Origin of the sequence: Chitinophaga sancti, from assembly GCF_034424315.1 — a bacterium.
Lineage (GTDB): Bacteria > Bacteroidota > Bacteroidia > Chitinophagales > Chitinophagaceae > Chitinophaga > Chitinophaga sancti.
Window position 1 is genome coordinate 2,155,657 of sequence record NZ_CP139972.1, and the last position, 18,683, is coordinate 2,174,339.

Annotated in this window: 12 protein-coding genes; 1 reads left to right on the plus strand and 11 read right to left on the minus strand. The window is 45.3% G+C overall.

Annotation, left to right across the window (positions count from 1 at the left end; translation table 11 throughout):
* Positions 1-23: 23 nt before the first annotated feature.
* The 7 genes from U0033_RS08240 to U0033_RS08270 all read right to left on the minus strand — a co-directional run bounded on the left by U0033_RS08240 (position 24) and on the right by U0033_RS08270 (position 8,505).
* Positions 24-812: a DUF6597 domain-containing transcriptional factor gene (locus U0033_RS08240; protein ID WP_083571854.1), complete on the minus strand. Its 789-nt coding sequence runs from the start codon at positions 810-812 to the stop codon at positions 24-26.
* Positions 800-1,348: a cysteine hydrolase family protein gene (locus U0033_RS08245; protein ID WP_072365204.1), complete on the minus strand. Its 549-nt coding sequence runs from the start codon at positions 1,346-1,348 to the stop codon at positions 800-802. Before U0033_RS08245 ends, U0033_RS08240 begins: the two co-directional genes overlap by 13 nt.
* On the minus strand, positions 1,345-2,562 hold the full coding sequence (locus U0033_RS08250; RefSeq protein ID WP_072365206.1) for an MFS transporter: 1,218 nt from the start codon (positions 2,560-2,562) through the stop codon (positions 1,345-1,347). Before U0033_RS08250 ends, U0033_RS08245 begins: the two co-directional genes overlap by 4 nt.
* A gap of 64 nt (positions 2,563-2,626) precedes the next feature.
* Entirely contained in the window at positions 2,627-3,229 is a 603-nt protein-coding gene (locus U0033_RS08255) for a TetR/AcrR family transcriptional regulator (RefSeq protein WP_083571855.1), read from the minus strand.
* Between the two features lie 147 nt (positions 3,230-3,376).
* On the minus strand, positions 3,377-6,451 hold the full coding sequence (locus U0033_RS08260) for an AsmA family protein (protein ID WP_072365211.1): 3,075 nt from the start codon (positions 6,449-6,451) through the stop codon (positions 3,377-3,379).
* Positions 6,452-6,547: 96 nt separating this feature from the next.
* Positions 6,548-7,387 (minus strand): TIGR02452 family protein, encoded by an 840-nt coding sequence (locus U0033_RS08265; protein ID WP_072365306.1) that lies wholly within the window; start codon positions 7,385-7,387, stop codon positions 6,548-6,550.
* Entirely contained in the window at positions 7,387-8,505 is a 1,119-nt protein-coding gene (locus U0033_RS08270) for an acyltransferase family protein (RefSeq protein ID WP_072365213.1), read from the minus strand. Before U0033_RS08270 ends, U0033_RS08265 begins: the two co-directional genes overlap by 1 nt.
* 192 nt (positions 8,506-8,697) lie before the next feature.
* Here U0033_RS08270 and U0033_RS08275 point away from each other — a divergent pair, with 192 nt between their 5' ends.
* The gene (locus U0033_RS08275) at positions 8,698-9,768 is read left to right on the plus strand and encodes an acyltransferase family protein (protein WP_245801863.1); all 1,071 of its coding nucleotides are present in this window, start codon (positions 8,698-8,700) and stop codon (positions 9,766-9,768) included.
* 493 nt (positions 9,769-10,261) lie between these two features.
* Here the strand turns inward: U0033_RS08275 and U0033_RS08280 are convergent, their stop codons facing one another.
* The 4 genes from U0033_RS08280 to U0033_RS08295 form a co-directional block, all read right to left on the minus strand.
* A complete protein-coding gene (locus U0033_RS08280; protein ID WP_072365219.1) occupies positions 10,262-11,734 on the minus strand; it encodes a hypothetical protein in 1,473 nt (490 codons plus the stop codon).
* A gap of 4 nt (positions 11,735-11,738) precedes the next feature.
* Positions 11,739-13,691, minus strand: coding sequence for a fibronectin type III domain-containing protein (locus tag U0033_RS08285; protein WP_072365220.1), 1,953 nt, complete (start codon positions 13,689-13,691; stop codon positions 11,739-11,741).
* A gap of 6 nt (positions 13,692-13,697) precedes the next feature.
* Complete coding sequence (locus tag U0033_RS08290; RefSeq protein ID WP_072365222.1) at positions 13,698-17,714, minus strand: hypothetical protein; 4,017 nt, start codon at positions 17,712-17,714, stop codon at positions 13,698-13,700.
* Between the two features lie 410 nt (positions 17,715-18,124).
* On the minus strand, positions 18,125-18,676 hold the full coding sequence (locus tag U0033_RS08295; RefSeq protein ID WP_072365224.1) for a hypothetical protein: 552 nt from the start codon (positions 18,674-18,676) through the stop codon (positions 18,125-18,127).
* Positions 18,677-18,683 lie beyond the last annotated feature (7 nt).

Below are 18,683 nucleotides of genomic sequence, written 5' to 3' on the forward strand. Positions count from 1 at the left end.
GAAGGTAGGCCCCCTCTCCAAACTTAAATTGTACAATTCCGACTTAGGAAATTACTGGCCAGGGGATAATTGTGATGGAGATAATGCCGGGGGGTAAGACCCGTGAGTTTCTTAAAATCCTTAATCGCATGCGATTGGTCAAAATATCCATTTTCAAAAACAAGTGGGGTGATAGCTGCGTCTTTCCTGAGTGACTTTAAAAAAGTATGCGTCCTCACAATGTTACAATACTTAGCAGGGCTGATCCCTACGCTGACTTTAAACCGTCTCTCCAGCTGCCGCTCCTGGTAACCGGAAAAATCCTGCAACTGCGCCAGGGATACCAGTCCTTTTTGCTGATCAATAAAATTGATACAAGCCTGTGTGAGTGAACAAGGCGCCTGCTGTAAGCCGCTGAAAAATTCATCGGCCGTTTCCCTGCCGGGTGGCTGCCTGAAAATAAGTGACAGGTCGATGAACCGATCCTTCAATACCGTTGCAGGAATACCCGTTAATGCATGCAGGCCAAATGGCCGGAATACAACAATCAATAAAGATCCTGCGTAATACAGATCCTTAAAACCTGAGATCTGGCCGTAAGCAAATGAAGAAGGTAAACATTCACCGTCCAGGATCATCTCGCCATCGCAAAATACAATACCGGGATTGCCATCAGAAAAAAAACGAATAGGTGTGCGGACAGGATTCTCTATAAAAAGATAATGCCTGATAAATGGACGGAGCGATATAGCTGGCAGCACCTGCATACTGTAAATATACCAAAAAAGAGGCTGCCGGGAAACAGCCCCTTTCTCTTCAACTATTTCGTCCATTCCGCCACTGTCAGCACTTCGCCTTGTTTGTTAAAAATCCTGGTTGTTAAAAAATCATGTACTTCCTGCTCCCTGTCTGCACAGGCATCGGAGAGTACCTTAATCCGGAAATCCTTGTCAGCCGCCTCCCTCAAAGTAGACAATACCACCCCGCTGGTAGCGATACCCGTCAACACAATCTCCTCGATTTTCAAAGACCGCAGCAGCACTTCCAGGTCACTACCCGCAAATGCACTCACCCTGCGTTTTATCACCACGGGCTCGTTTTCCAATGGTTCCAGGTCCGGGTGGATCTTCATAAAATCAGCAGGTGCGATGCCTGCAAATTGCTGTTTAGCGGCACTGAATCCCTTGTTATTCGCACTGATCTCCGGCGCACCAGGCCTGAAGCCGACCACTACATAAATCACCGGGATACTTTTACTACGTGCGCTGGCAATCGCTGTTGCCACCTTTGCAGTCACTGCCGGACCCGCACCAAAGCTGCTCAGCATGGCAGCCTGCATGTCCATTACCAATAAAGCGGTGTTACTCATTTTGTTGTTTTGAGATAGTTGGAAAATATAAATGCTATGACAAACGCAATACCTCCCTGGATCAACATCGTGAGCGGTGCTGATATTTTCTGGGAGGCCGTACCTGCTAATAAACTTCCTAATGGCAGCATACCAAAGTAGGCCATCGCGATATAACTCATCACCCTTCCCCGCATATGCGCAGCCGCCTCTACCTGGATAATGGTGATGCTGGCAGTCATCGGTAACAGGGATGCCAGGCCAATCACTACTGCAAAAGGCAAGGCGACATAAAAAGAACTACAACGGGAAAAACCAACCAGTCCAATCCCCAGTACCACGATACTCGCCAGCAGGATGACCGTCAGGTGGCCACTCTTTTTCAAGGATGCCAGGAACAAACTGCCCGCTATAGATCCGGCGCCTACTGCACTGGCAATATATCCAAAGGTGCGGGCATTGCCCTGGAAGATCACCTTGGCAAATACCGGCATCAGGGTATCATAAGGCAGTACCAGTAAGCCCATGCACATGACCAGGATAATAATGATCCCGATACGCGGGGTTTGCCGCAGGTACATAAAACCCTCCGATAATTCAGTCAGCGCAGCCTGCTTATTTTGAGGGGCTACAAATGCGGGCAATTTTATCAGCAACAAAGAACCGATCACCGCAAGAAAACTAAACGTATTTAATGCAAAACAGGTATACGCCCCATACGCCTGCAACACAATTCCCGATACCGCCGGCCCTATTAACCTGGCAATATTCACCATGGCCGAATTCAGGGCCAGCGCATTCGTGATGTCTTCCTTATTATCTACCAGTTCGTGCACCATCGGTTGCCGGGCCGGTGTATCAAATGCATTCACGATGCCTAACACCACACTCAGCGCCAGGATCTGCCATACCTGGTAATGCCCACTGAAAGTAAGGATCGTCAACATCAGGGACTGGATCAAAGATGCCACCTGCGTGACCAGTAAAATCTGACGGCGACTATACCTGTCTGATACAATCCCCCCTACCAGCGAAAACAAAAACGATGGAAACTGCTGCATAAACACCGCCAGGCCCAGCATGTAAGCAGAATGTGTAATGGAATACACCACCCAGCTCACGGCCGTTCTCTGCATCCAGGTACCAATCTGTGAAATAGACTGCCCATAAAAAAACAACGCATAATTCCTGTTCCGAAATGCCCTGAAAGCATTCCCTTTTCCAGCTTGAATCATATATTTCAAACATTGACCTTTCGACACATTTTGATAATTTGTCGAAAACAAGAGAAAAAAAAAGCTAGCTTTTTATAGCCAGCATTGTCATACGAACCAGTGCATCAATAGCAGGTTCCATACGTGTATAACTATTTTCAAGCTCAAACTCGCGTTTAAAACCACGCAGGCTGCTTGTAAATACAAATATAATTGAGTCCTTATCCTCCGGGGAGAAATCGGCCAAAACACGGTTCAGTAATGCCAGTTCATCCTTCCGGATCTTTTTCTGGATCACTTTTTTCCGTTGCGTATATTGCGACAATTCATCCGGGTTCATCGCCGTTTCAAACATGTCGAAAAACACCTTCCGCTTGCGGCCAATCTTTGTTTTGGTAATGCCATAGGCACGCAACTTTCCTTCCACCGTCTCCTCCCTGTCTACCATGCGGGTGATCTCCGCTATGATCTCATCTATCTCCGCACTCATCACGGCATCAAAGACCTCATCCTTGTTCCTGTAATAATAATACAAGGAACTTCTTCCCTTGCCAATCGCCTTCGCCACATCATCCATCGTTACCTTCTGATAACCATGTTTCTGAAATAGCTGCTGCGCCGCCTGCAGAATTTGCTGTTGTATTATATCTTCCGGCATACCATGCAAAGGTAAAACTATTTTCGACATTTAAACAATAAATATCGAAAAGATAGAAACTGACTTTGCTTTTAAATCACAAAAAAAGCCGTCGATAGTGGCTAATACCGAAGGCATCAGCCACTATCGACGGGAGTAATGGCCTACGGCCGGCCTAAGCATAAAATTGAAATACTATTATTCCTCCTTCCCCTCCTGCAAATCCATATCCTTATTCCTCCCCAGCTTCACCACAGGATTATGCTGGGTACCCGTTACATAAAACGGGATGCCCCAGATCCCCAAAGGCGGCAAACCTACCCGCCCTTTCAGGTTCAGGCGGCCATCCAGGCTTACTTGTCCTTCAAAACGCGGACGCATTCCCGCTATCCGCAGCTTCGTCCTTTCAATGGTAATAATATTGTTGGCTATAGAACTACGGATATTTACTTCTGACAGACCCGGATCTTTCAGATCCTCTTTGCCCGTCTTATTGCTCACCGTATTTAATAACTTAAATCCTTTCAGTTTAATTTTCTTCAGCGTCAATACCCCCTCTCCTGTCAGCGATGGATAAGACACTTTCATATTCTCATACAGGCGGCCATTGATATGATACTCCAGGCCAACAATACCACTGGCACTTGATGCAGAGGTAGCCATATCATGAAAAAGTTTGATTTCCTTATAAGCACGTTTGATGTCAAACTCCTTTGCACTGATCCTGAAATCGAACTGCGCACGCCTTGCACTCAGACTTGTATACTGCGCATCCATGACCACCGGTGCATCTATGATATTAAAGCCGGTATTGCTCATATTCAGCGTACCATTCTCCACCCCAAGAGTGCCATGGAAACGATGCAGGTCTATCCCGTTATAATTGACCCTGTCTGCGGCAGCATTGACGGTAAGCCGCACATTAGCCGGGATGATCACCACACCGGGTGCTCCCGCTGCTGCATCGGCAGGATCACTGTTGCCCGTATAAGCCGCCAGTTCATCCACCTGTAAATAACGACTTTTCAGGTCCAGGGCACCTTGTAAATGCTGATCCTGCTGCGTCATATAGCCGATCAGGTTATTGAGATACCCATCAATGTGCAGGTCTGATTTTCCATAGTGTACATCGAACTGATCGAACCACATCTTATCATCCGCAAAGCGGAAGACCCCGTTATTGATATGGAAAGGCAGGGGGAAGATGTTCGCCTTCACGGTTATATCCTTTACTGTCAGTGACCCCTTGTTATCCAGTTTCGCATACTGGCCGGACATTGCATCGCTCTGTGTACCATGCAGTGACAGATCAGCTTTGATCATGCCATTTACATCATAGCCTTCCTTGCCCAGTACTTTATAGATCTTACCCAGATCAATGGAACCATTTGCACTGATATCGTAATGCGGATCGTTGAAATTATCTACAGCTGCTTTCAGGTGAAAAGGCTGCCCTTCAAATTCAAAAGCCACCGGTTTAATATCAAATCTCAGTGCATTGAAATTGCCCGTTGTATCTACCAGCACAGCATCCACATTGATCTTTTCTATCGGGTGCGGATAGTACTTTGTTTTCACCGCACCATTGCTCATTTTCAGGGAAGCCGTGGTGACAGGGAACAATTTCTGTGCGGGTACCCATGGGCCTTTGCTGACTACATTTACCCTCACATCGCCATGCAGGTCTATGCCATCAACCGGGTAGAACTGCTTGATCTCCTCCATGTGCAGTAAACCCACCAGGTTCGCATCAATATTCGGTGCGAGTGCATTGTTGATCTGTATATTGCCTTTGATATAGTTCGTGAGTGCTTCTGCATTGATCCTGCTCACATCGAGGTGTACATTGGCATAACTGTTATCCCTGCTATAGGCTGCTACCACAAAACCAATGTTCTTAATCGGCTCTGATACATCTTCGAAGTGCAGTGATCCATTGCTGAAAGTAGATGTAAAATCAAAGGCCGGCACACTTACATTCGGTATATACCTGCCATCCGCTTTTAGTTTCGCCTGCAGGTGTCCTTTCAGTTTAAATTTATCGTAGCCAATTGCTTTCGTCCATTTCTCCATATCGATGTCCGCATCCATCCTGGCTTTTACCAGGGGTTTCGTCAGACTTGTAATATCAATATCCGCATCCAGGTGCCCTTTGTCCAGCTGGAACGACAGTGAATCCAGGTTAATGGTCAAACGATCCGGGTTTAGCTGCGGTAAACGGGTGATGAAGTCCAGTCTTAATTTTTCAATCTTGCTGGATGCACCTGAACTTGAAATCTCCCCATCTCTTACCTTAATTTTAAAAGTAAAATCGGGCATCTTGTTCGCGTTCGCCACGTATTTACCTTTCAGTGAAGCAGATAATTCCGCATCTCCTTCAATGTCTGTATGCTCCATCCAGCTCAGGTACTTGGAAGGCAGCGCACTAAACAGGGCTTCCAGGGTAGATGCCCCGGAGCTCAGCAGGAAGTCCATCTCATATCCATTCCGCAAAAAACTGAATTCACCTTTGAATTGTACGGGCAACTGGTTAATCTTCAGGTCATTCTTTTCGAACACAAGGTCGAGTGACTTCGTATTGATCCGGGTAATCAGGTCACCTTTTAGTTTCTTGGATTGGATATAAGGAATGCCTCCATAAGAGAGGTCAAATGAATTGATACCAATCCTGGAGTAGAGATCAAATTTGTTAGATTTCAGGTTACCCTTTCCTTTATAATTTACGTCATTGGCCTTGATATTCAGGGCCAGGGAACGGTCATTGTAAATGATACGGCAATGTTCCAGCTGGATCCTGTCTATGTTCAGGGATGCACCGCTGGTATCTTCCTTCGACGCTTTGGCAGGCGCAGTAGATTCATAGATATTGTAATTGGGCCGGCCATCCGTATCCACCTGCACATGTACATTCCCTTTAGTCAGGTAGATCTCATTGATCTGAATGGTTTTAGAAAAGATAGTAGATAAGTCTACCCCCAGCGAAACTTCGGATGCCACTACCAGTGTATCCTGTTCAAAAGGTGCAGACCCTTTCAGACTAAAATCATAGAGGGTGAGTGTCAAAGATGGAAAATGGTTAAAGAAGGATAGCCTGGCCTTCGAAAAATTCATTTCGCTGGTGATGCTATTATTGGCCCAGGTCTTAATCTTGTTTGAAACAGCCTTTGGAAAAAGAAAAGGCAGGATAAATAGCAATACTAATACTCCTCCGAAAGACAAAGAAATAACTTTCAATGCTTTCCAGGAAGACTTCTTGAAACTAGCACTTAGCATAAAAAGGTATAGGAGCGTTAATTAGGTTTCCGCTTGCGGGCGCAAAGATAGAACTTCTCCAACCTGTTTTTCAAATAATTTTATCACTCCCTGTTTTCAGGTAAAAATTTCCTGGAATGCCTTCATATTAGGCATGGCAGCGCTTTTATCAAGGACTGCAAAAACGACTGATTTAAAGCATTTACTGTACTTTCCTTCTCCTAATAAGTAAGATCCGAAGTAGCGTGCGATATCCGTTGGGTCATTCCTGAATACCCCACATCCCCAGGCACCTAATAAGAGGTGTTCGATATTATGATGCGCAAATACACCCAGTACCCTGTCCATTCTGCGCAGCATCACATCTTCCGCCTGTGCTTTTTCGTGCGGACGATTATTCATGATCGCGCCAATGTTTACAGCAGGACTGGTGATGAACGAGACGGGATAAGGGTCGGCCAGCAGTTCGCCATTATCATTGCGGAATACTGCTACATCCGGGCTCCAGATCATGTGATCTGAATACAACAGCGTAGGTCTGGCCCTGTTATACTCATACATCGCAAAGTGTTTTGAGAGCGTTGCGTACAATGCTGAAGACATGGCCAGGCTTTCTTCCTGCGCTACGGCGCCTCCCAGGAAGCCTCCCCCGGGGTTCTTGGCGGAGGCGAAGTTGAGGCAGCCGATCTTTTTTTGCTGGCGGATCATGGTAGCAGCAGCTTCCAATACCGGCGTGTTAATGACTTCGAAAGTAGTTGCTTCATTGGCTGAAGCAGCCTTTTGGGCTACTTCAGGCATGAAGGTACTGAAATCGTCAGGGGTGTACAATTTGCAATCTTCGAGTGTAGTGGCAATGGATACTTTAATGTTGACAACCTCTTCTTTCACACGATAATAGCCCTGTTCAATAATCTGCAGGGTCTCCTGGGCCTTCTCGGCCCGCGTTGTTTTTTTCATTATGTAAGGGATTTCTTTTTCAGCCATGCCCGTATGGGTTCGTCATACAGCTTAAGACTGGCATAACCCACAAGAACGGATACGGCAAAGGTGAGCAGTCCATAGCCAATGGCCTGAGACAGCGAAGCCCCCCTGTTGTCGTAAGCCCATCCTGTGTAAATGTAAATAAATGGGTAATGGGTGATGTATATTGGGTATGAGATGTCACCCAGGAATTTGCAGATCTTATTTTCTTTGATGCTGTGGGTCTGCCCACCGGCACCGAGGTAAACAATCAGGGGGAATACAAAAATGATCGCCAACGCTTCGTATAAACCATTGGCCCATAAATGATCAGCACCACCTATTCTTGGCATAAACAAAACGACTGCGAGTAAGAGACTTGCCCACAGGAATGCGTTTTTAATATGAACAGGTTTCGTTACTCTCGCCAGTAATAAACCACCAAAGAAAGGGAACATCATCCTGATAAAACCGATCTTGATCTGCTCAGGTGTGAGTGACCAGCCACCAATAATATCACCTGATGCACTGGTAATGGTGTAATGCATCAACGCAGCGGCAGACAGCACCACCAATGCCGTGAGCAGGCCTTTTGAAAACCTGCGGATGCCCAACCCGTATAGAATGTTAGCGATGTACTCGTAGAACAAAGACCAGCCCGGTCCATCCAGCGGATGTAATTCCTGCCAGCCCCTGATGTCCATAGATACAGGAATGGGCAGCAGGGTAAACCCTACCAGCATGGTAAGCAGCACTTTCCATAATTCAACGTTATGAATGTTTGGAAATAAAGCCGGCGAATCGCTGAAATAAAAACAAGCGGCACCAATGATCATACCCATGATCACCATAGGCTGCAGTCTTTCGAGACGGCGACGGAAAAAATTGCCGATCGACATCTTTTGCCAGCGATCATCATAGGCATACGAAATTACATACCCCGATAGCAGGAAGAAAAAGTCTACCGCCAGGTATCCATGGTTAATAATCTGCGTGAGATGACTAGTGGCATGGGCTTCAAAAATGTGAAAGGTGACTACGATTAAAGCGGCTACACCTCTTAAACCATCCAGGATCTGATAGTGTGGCTTGGACGGGAGTACATTTGCATTCATAACGGATATAAAATAAAACTGCTGGTAAGGTAATAAAAATATAGTGCTTTGCAGCCCCTAATTCTAATAGTTTGTATTTTATCCGGATTTGGGTTAATCAATATTCTGAACATAATTATTTGAGCATCAACGACAATATATTGCAAATATATAATTTGTATTTATAATTCCTGATGACTATTTTAGATGGCTATGAGTGGAGACGTACTGAAATCAAAACAGCACTATGAAATTTTAGACGGTTTAAGAGGCGTGGCCGCTTTTGCGGTAGTGACCTTTCACTTTATGGAAATCGTCATTTCAGATTATAGCAGGAACTTCATCGGGCATGGGTTCCTGGCTGTAGACTTCTTCTTTTGCCTGAGTGGATTTGTAATTGCATATGCCTATGATAGTCGTATAGGCAGCATGGGGCTGAAACAGTTCTTTATATCCAGGCTGATACGTTTACATCCTTTAGTAGTGCTGGGTACGGTATTGGGATTGATCGGGTTTCTCTGGGATCCCTTCACGCCAACGCCGGCAGGCTATGGTGTTGGTAAGATCACATTGCTCTTTTTAACGGGGATACTGATGATCCCTTACCCGGTGGTAGCAGAGCGCTGGCTAAACAATTTTAACCTGAATGCGCCCTCCTGGTCATTGTTCTGGGAGTATGTGGCAAATATCGTGTATGGGCTGCTGTTGTGGAAACTTCCCAGGCGGGTACTCTTAGTATTGCTTTGCATAGCGGCAGCTGGTTTGGTTTATGTAGGCTATACTGCGGGCAACATGATGGGGGGCTGGAGTGGTGGTACTTTCTGGCAGGGCGGTGCAAGGATTTCTTATGGTTTCCTGGCGGGTATGCTGGTGTACAGGTATCATATTATTATCAGCAATAAACTGGGTTTCATAGGGCTTTCCGTGTTGTTGCTGGCCGCCCTGATGATGCCACATTTTAAATATAACTGGCTCGCAGAAACCGGGGTGGTAATGCTGTATTTTCCCTTGCTGGTGGCATTGGGTGCCGGCGCGGGTCTGCATTCAGCCGTACAGGGCTTATGTAATTTCCTGGGCAAACTCTCCTACCCTTTATATATGACACACTATATGGTGATGTTTGTGTTCTCGGGTTACCTGCTGAAGTATAAACCAGATAACGCGCAGATCACATGGATAGTCATCATTGGATTAATCCTGCTGGTTGGCTTTGCATGGCTGGTGATGGTGTTGTTTGATACCCCCGTAAGGAAATACTTAACTAGTCTACGAGGCAATTCGTAGATTAGTTATTATGAAAGCTATATCATTGTTTTTCCTGTGCTTGTTGGTACATGTATCCCTTATAGCCCAGTTAGATACCACGTTTTTTTATGGTAGTTTGCTGGCTGCCCGTTCCGGCAAGGTTGTATGTTAGCAGCAGCATGGCTGGGCCAATATAGCAGCTCGTATTCCCAATAGCGAATCGACCAATTTTGAGCCGGCTTCTTTATCAAAAGTGTTCCGTCATGCACCTGGTCGAAAAGTCCTATACCAGGCCGGATGATCCTATAAATAAGTATTTGAAAGAGGTTCCCTATACCGGGATTAAGATCCGGCATTTAGTCTCACATACGGGTGATTTACCTGATTTTGAAATATTTGACAAGGCCTACCTGGCCGCGTGTTTACGAAGGAAGGGATTGCCATTGTTAAAAATGGCGATCCCAAAACAGCAAGAGCGTTTTATCAAAAATCCCTGCTATTGAATCCTGCAAATAAAGAAGCAGTGGATCGCCTAAAATGAATAAGCATAATTCATCGTTCCAGTCCATTCCGTAAGCCTGTCTTTATGCAGGTAAAGCAGCGAGCCCCCCAGGTTATGCTTTCTCCCTCTCGGCGTAAAGCCCAGCGTCAATCCTGTATTGAAAAGCCTGGATTGAACCTGCGCCACCTTCGTAATATTATAAGTGCTCAGTAAAACGGCTTTGCAGGTCTTCTTAAAAAACTGTTTGCTGATATTGATATTAGGTCCAAAGAATTCAGTATTGAGCCCCGTGGAAGTATTATAATAATAATTGAAAGCGGTGCTCAACGAAAGATCCAGCTTCGTAAGCAAATGAGTATAACTGATATTGGCAGTAAAGAAACTGCTCAGCTGATCATTGGCATCGCGCTTATCGCTGGCGTGCTGGAAAGACGTATTCAGTGTGATGGCACTACTTCTTATCTTATATAGCAACATGGTATTGTACGTTGTATTTACCTGGTAATAATCGAGTGTATCAAGCGGATTAGTAAAATATGGATCGGCTAAGGGGCGTACACGGGTAAATGTATTAAAATTGGAATACCCTGCATTCATCATCCAATGCTCATTGGGAGTAATGCTGGTGTTGATGCTGGCCACCCAGCGCCGGGTATCACTCATTTTTGCATGATCGAGATTATTGACCTGCATACCTGCATTACCTGTAACTGACATTCTCCCTTTGAAGAGTTGCACAGCAGGCGCGATCGTGATATTCCGCATATCGTTGACGACAGCATAGGCACCCAGGGTATTGTAACCGGGTGCAATTCGTTCATAGCGCAGTTGAAGCGCATAAGTATTGCCATTATAACCTACGCCTGCCTGTATTGCATCAAAGAATAGATCGTTTAATAAAGAGACAGAATATTCGGCATCTGCAAAAATGCGTTTGCTGATGCGTTGTTTGATGGCAATTGCAGCCGTCTGGTTGTAATGAGCGGGATCCTTTGCCGCAAAGAGGGATATACTATAGCTGTTACCATTATTTTCATACCCTAATTTTGTACCATATCCTTTCCTGTTTTCTGCTTTCAACAAGGTGCCATACATAGCCGCCATGCGCCATTTTCCGGGATTCAATTCCACTCCTGCCCCATTGAATACATGACCTGCAAGCGTGTAATTGGAGAACTGCATACTACTGCTGCCCAGGTATAATTTTGCCCATTTATAAGATGGTGCGAAGCGGTACTGGTTGAAGGGCTGGGAATAGCTGCTTCCCTGGTTGCTATAGCTAAATGAAAATGGCAGACTATAACCAAACAGGTTCATGTTGACATTGCCATTCAGGTACCAGGCAAAGGGATCACGGCGCTGCGCTATGCCATAGGCTTTGTAGGCAGTCATACTGGCATTGATGCTGCCATTCATGGTAATTCCTTTTTTCAGGCCCAGCTGGTCAATGGCTTGAGCGGAGGCTTGTTGAACAAACAAGAGGGTGTAGATCAGGTATTTCATAGTATCAGTAAATCACTTCAATGACTTTGCTCATGGCCGACTTCACATCACCTGGCAGTACAGCGGTAATTTTATATTTGTATACATTCCCGGGAAAGAGGACCTTATCGGTGTAGTCGTGTAAGTTACCATCCAGTGTTGTATACAGGGTAAACAAATCATTACTCTTGGCGCGGTAAATCCGGAATTGCTTTACACCTGCTAAATGATATTGCCAGTGTAACAGGATGTGCTGATCCTGTTTCTCCGCCTTCCAGCTCGTGATTGGCGGCCGGGTTCCGCTTTCGAAAAACACATCGCTACTAATGGCGATGGCTTTATTGCCGGCAGCATCACATACGAGCAATTCATAGTAGTAAGTATTGCCGGGCCGGAGAGCAGTGTCTCTAAAGCTGCTCATTTTTTGTGGATGATCCCACGCAGATATTTGAACCCGGCTACTATCCTTTGTATTGACCCTGTAAAGTATGTACCGTATCGCATCTTCACTGGAACTATTTTGCCATTCTAATACAATAGCCGTATCTGTGCCGATCGCTTTTGTAAACAGGGAAGCTGATGGCGGGATGGTATCCGGCCGCTTTAATAGAATGACTGCTGAATAGGGAGAGGTATTATAGTTTTTATCTACTGCAATAACTTTGTAGAAGATGTTGGCACTGAGTGTATGCAAGGTAAGGGTATCAGTAAAAGCAGGTTGGGATAAAATCTTTTTACTTAGCTCTACAAATTCTTCTGTAAGACTATTCGCACGAAATACCCGGTAGCCGAGCAAATCGGGTTCGATATTGGCCTTCCATTTTAATGTCGCAATACCTATGGAATCTACATTTCCATTGAAACCTGTAGGCACAGCAGGAGGAATGGTATCGATGAGCTGTGCAAAATAGGGAAATGAATAAATCGCCTTCCCCTGTTTGGTGATGCCTTTGATGCGGTAATAGTTCGAATTGCCGGGATGTTGATCTGTAAAAGCATATGCTATTTTATTGAAGTTGGCAATGGGCCGGAATGGCCCTTTACTATTAGCAGCCCTTGTAATAACGATCTTTGCTAACTGATCTTTCAGGCTACCAGGAAGCAGCCAGCGGATTTCAATACGTTGATTCTGCTGTACGATGATCGTATCCAGTTCGGGCCGGTTTTCTACTTCAGTAATACCGGTGCCGCTGACTATTTCAGAGTAGGGACCGTAGTCTGCAAATGGGGTGATCCCCTTTATTCTATAAAAATATCTATGCTCATTTCCGGGTAAGGTATCTTTGAAATGCGGTGAGACAAGAGGCAGGTCTGACACAGGATGAAAGTCCTTTCCATTGGCAGAACGCTCTACGATGTAAGCAGAATAACTATCTTTTTTCCAGGCTAAGGTGACTGTCTTATCCCCGCAAAGCATCCTCACTTCACGCGGTCTGCTTAGTAAACCAGGAACCGCTACTACTACAGCAGTATCCACCACCAGATTCTTCGGCTGTTGTGCCAGGGAGATGCGGTAGGCATAGCGACGCCCTTCCACGATGTCGCTATCTTCAAAATACAGACCAGCGCTTTTAGCCGCTTGCGTGGACAGGTCACAGGCGAGTAAGGCCATCGCCATTCTCCATTCATTTGTATTTTGGGCTTCGTAGAAGGCGCTGAATCCTTTTCCTGCCGGACTTATTTTCTCCCCGTAAATGACTTCAGCAACGATGGCGACCTTTTCATTATTGGGATCCATTTGGGCAAGTGGAAGGGGCTTGATGGGCTGCGGAGTCAATAGGGTAAACCTGTTTTCTCCGATGATGAAGCGCTCAATATTATAACCATACCTGGTGCCCAATTCCCATTCCACGAAACCGGATGGTGCCCAGCGTAACCTGGTTACACCGGGTTGTACATCTGCTATAGCGGCAATATGATGCTCCTGCCCTGTTGCCAGCTGGCAACAGCATAATAAAAACAATAAGATACGGTACATGGAATGTTATAGTTTGTAATAAATGCTTTTGGTGATAGATGAGGTGATATGGTTGTTACCCGGTAGCCGGTAGGCAAGATCTACGGGATAATAAATATTCCGCTGCAGATCAGGATACAGGCTGCTTAAAAGTGGTGAATCCGGGTTAATGGCTGCCGTGGTGTTTAGTAGTTTATGGTAGTCAAGAATTGCTTCACAGGATAGATAATATACGATGCGGGCACGACCGGCTACATAATCATCATTGGCCAGCCAGACGGCATCCAGGGGCGGCGTGCTATTCTTATAAATCAAGGGTATAATCTGATTCTGCAACCAGCTGTTATTCATATTGGCTTTTACAGTGACCAGGTTTTTCAATTCAGGTTCATCAAAAGTTTCCGGCAAATCCCATCGCTGGCCAATGACACTGACATACCCGGTACCTACATCAAAGAAATCTTTTTGATTACCGACAGCACTCATTTTCTCAATGAAGGTGTTGTACATACTGGTGCGGAAATCATAGTTAAGGAGCTCAGTATTTATGGCAGTCCTTGCATCTGCGTTTAAGGTATTTTGTGTAATAGTGGTGGTATCTCCGTTAGCAGATGTATGGGTAATCGCTCCTGCAATGACATGACCTGTATCCGCTTTACTTTCTTTCAATACAAGCAGCTTATAATCCATTTCTTTCATCATACCTGCTGGTATCGCAAAATTCAATTGAGCCATACCGGAGTCATAAGCAAATGATGTTTTCAAAGAATCACCATTTTGATCAGCAAATTTTATCCCTATGTCATCAGCAAACAAATAGGGTTGTCCGCGTTTCAGTTTGATATACCCATTGGGAGATTCTTTTGGCAGGAAATGAGATTGTTGTTTTACCGGGTATGCATAAGCTATATTCTCCCATGGAATATAGGCGGGCGCTGTGCCGGTAGTAAATGAGGTGGCCTTTGTTTCATGGTCATCCAATGCGAGCCAGGTAGTTCCATTTTGTCTTTCTATGTGTACTCTGGCACTGGCATTTAAAGTCGTATTAGGTGGCAGAATATCACGCAGGTTCAGGGTAGCGGTCGTACCATCCCCGGAGATTTCGGTGGTACCTGTTATCATTGTTTTATCGTTCAAGATATTAATCCCATCCAGTTGCACACGGTAGGTCTCCACCTCATCATAATTATTCAGCATAGAAAAGGGTTTCATCACGGGTATATTGAAAGCCACCTGTGGTGCGGCAAATACACTTACTTCGGCAGATTGAGGTGCGGGTCTTATATCATTGATAATGGCAAGGTCCAGTTCCTTTGCATCGGCGATTTCACATTGCGTACCTAGTTCAACTTTTATACGGGCAGTACCGTGTACCATTCCTCCTAATACGGAATACTTCACACCTACTACACCTTTCATCCAGACCGGGTTTGGCATCTTTGCCTGTAATAAAACTGCTGCTGCCAGTTTGGCGATAGGAAAACCTCTTTTCTTTCCAAATACTTTTACCCGCATGCCTACTTCTCCATTCAGGTAAGCATAGGCTTGTCCGGTGGCATACCATCCATTGATCCCAATGATCTCATTACTCCCCTTACACCTGGCCTCTCCATAATCGCGGAGGCAGATATCTGCACCTGCCCCAATATTAAAGTCTCCATACACCCCGTAGTCAAAACTAAATCCCATAGAAAAATGTGCCCCAAAAGCAAGGCCTCCACCAGATTTCAATGGAAATTCCATGGTATTGTAATCACCTAAAACATCACTCACTTCTTTGGGTAGCGGTGGCATATCCTCCAGCTGTGAGCCAGTCATAAAGTACGTCTTAGCCGTCGCTAATCCGGCGATGTCCAGGTTAAACATCTGTGAAGGACGACCTATATAAAAATACCAGCCATCGGGTCCTGTATGCAAGGCACTTTCTCCATTCCCTTTTATAAAGCAATTAATATAGGTTTTCGCGATCGCATCAAATGTACCATTCACATTATCGTATCGCATTTTTAATGTAATGCGGATGGCTGCACTTTCATCACCATTGGCAGCGGTGCTGTTCACTGCTTTTACCGGCAAATGCAAAACATATCCGGCACCATCAAATTGTGCATACCGGAAAGCACCATCAGTACCGAACTGCACTTCCAGCGAAGCATTGACATTGACGATCATTTCTTTTACCAGTGCCAGTGAAACGCCGCCCATAAAACCCAGGCCAGCTTCCTTACTGGGTATGTATTGGAAGATCTCATCTACTTCTTTCAATCCTCCCTGCTGATCTACTTTATTCCTGGAAGCATAAGGATCGAAATCGCGCGGTCTTTCCATGTGATAAGATAAACCACCCATCAGGCCAGTTAGATTTAACATGGGAGGTATTGGTATATTGGTACCTACATAAGCATCCACATGGTAATACCTGTAATCGTCTTTCGATCCGAAATAAGCAGTGGCCCTTGCTTCCGGGATCGGCCCGGGTAAGCCGAATTTCAGGTAGCCCCTGAAGCCGTTTCCATATATAGGATGTTTGTCAAACAGCGTAAGAATGCCATCCATTTTAAAAGCCATGACAGCAACGGATAAACGGATATCATCGATGCTGGCTTTTTCTTCAGTTAGCACAAATGAGGTGGAGCCACTAAATCCCTTATCAGCAGCATTCATGAAATTCAGTTTCACGGCAGCCCCGATGGCGATCTTACCTGCTGAAATACCCAGGCGGATACTATCAAATGAAATGGGGAAAGCGGCCATTTTACTGCTGGTGCTACCCAGGGAAAAAACGCCACTATGCACATAAGGCTGTTGGGTAGAAAGCACCAGGTCCTGGAAGGCGACGCCTTGAATATTCAATACCCCTTTGTTGATATTTACTTTCCCATGCAGCGTAGCAACCGGCACAAAGTTACTTACTTCAATCCTGGAGTTCTTATCCAGGGAGATCTCTCCTGCAAAACATGCATACTTTCTATCCTCTGCTATGGACAATGCAAAGGAATAGTAAGGCACTGTACCCCGCATATTTACAGCTGCTTCATAATCGATCGGTGTTGTACCCAGGAAAGGTATTTGCAATTGCCCGGCCAGTGAACCGCCATTCAGTTTATTCTTACAGAAATTAATGCCTATTTGACTGACTGAAATGGGCCATCCGCCAAGATTGGCATCTCCTAATTGCAACAGGTTTTTTCCTGTCAATGTGCCACTGATCCCCTGGTCATCGATGATAAAATCAGTGACCTTCACCACGGGCCGGCCAAGTTGCACAGGCAATCCCACTTCCAGTTCCTGTAAATAAAATCCCCGCCACAAGGCATCTGTTGCCGCTAGCCCGGCAGGATTTGCCAGGTCACTTAAATCGACTATTGCATTCGTTACTTTAAAACTAAAATCTTCCAGACCGGCAATATGAAAGGCCGGCAGGTCTATGCCTGCTATAATATCACTGAGATCAGATACGTGTAACTGCAAAGTGGCTTTTAGCTGGTTGGCGGCTGGATCTTCCGGGGTAAGCCACTTGTTATCAAATTCGAATACAGCGCTTAAATTAGCCCCTTTAAAGCCGTTACAATCCCAATCAATATAATTCCTGCCATCACCTGGAAAAACGAGATCCAGGTGCTCATTCAGGCCAATAACCTGGTCTTTTAACAATACCAGCTTCGTAGCCCCGGATACCCCTATCCCTCCCGGGGTGAAAGCGATATCCTTTCCCCCGAAGATCAGGTCATGGTCCGTACCCGGAAATGTAAATTTGAAATAAGCATTCAGATAGGCACCCATAGGGGTGAAGCGCGCACTGTCAATAGCAATGACATATACACGTCCATTGATTTCCCGGACAAGGCCCACTGGTAAGTGACCCATTTCCTGCGAACCCAGTGAGCTTACATAGCGCCCGCTGTCCTGGATTGATTTGAAGACACCTGCTACATAGTTTGTATCCGGTGTAGCATCCGCCAGGGACGTGGCGGGATTTAACAGGCATAGGATGACTACGCACAATTGCTGTAGCACAGGTATTGGGTTAGCGTTAAATTTCATGATTACCAGGTTTCAAACAATATTTTGAATATAGGATTATTTTCGCACTAATAAATATTTAATTATTTTTTAAAAATATTATATGACAGTATTTATCGTCCTTGTCAGGCGCGCATGATATAAATAAATAACTGGCGATTTAATATGGAGAGTATGTTTCAATGATTGAGATCAATATTAGCTAACTGGCAATTGCTTATTGATGAATGACATTCGTTGTTGCATTTACCGGCAAATCAATTTCTTTCGAGGTTGTATTCCCCGGCAGATGAATGTCTATCTCTGTTTCATTTCCTCGCAGTTTGATTGCTTTCAAGACTGCGTTTCCGGCAAATCAATCTCTTTCAAGGTCGCATTCCCCGGTAGATGAACGTCTATCTCTGTTTCATTTCCTCGCAGTTTGATTGCTTTCAAGACTGCGTTTCCGGCAAATCAATCTCCTTCAAAGTCGCATTCCCCGGCAGGTCAAAGACCTGGATTTTTATTTTCCCCGCAGGTGGTAAACTATTCGCTTTATAATACCAATCCACGCCATTCCTGGCCATCACCGCCTTGCCTCTTTCCTGCAAACTGCCCGCCGCATCAAATACACAAACCTCTACTTCCGCTACCCTGAATTCATCCTTCGACCGCACTACCACTGTCGTTTCTTCCAGCTGTGCCGCCTGCACTTCAGGGGAATGAAACGCATCCTTTACCGCCATATTATAAGCATTCTGCCCCGGGCCAGCTAAGGATTGATAATAAGCCTTGATTTCCGGATCCGCCATCATCACCTTTGCATAAGCCGCCGCAACGCGCATCTTGTACCTCGCTTCCAGCTGCTTTTCCGTCGGTTTCTTATTAGACTTTCCGCGTTTTTTGGCCACTATAACCTGGCCGTTCCTCCTGTAAATTGAAATTTCCTTGCCGATAGAACCTTCGACAAATTGTAATAAGCTGTTGTCTTTTAATAAAGCCATAAAATTG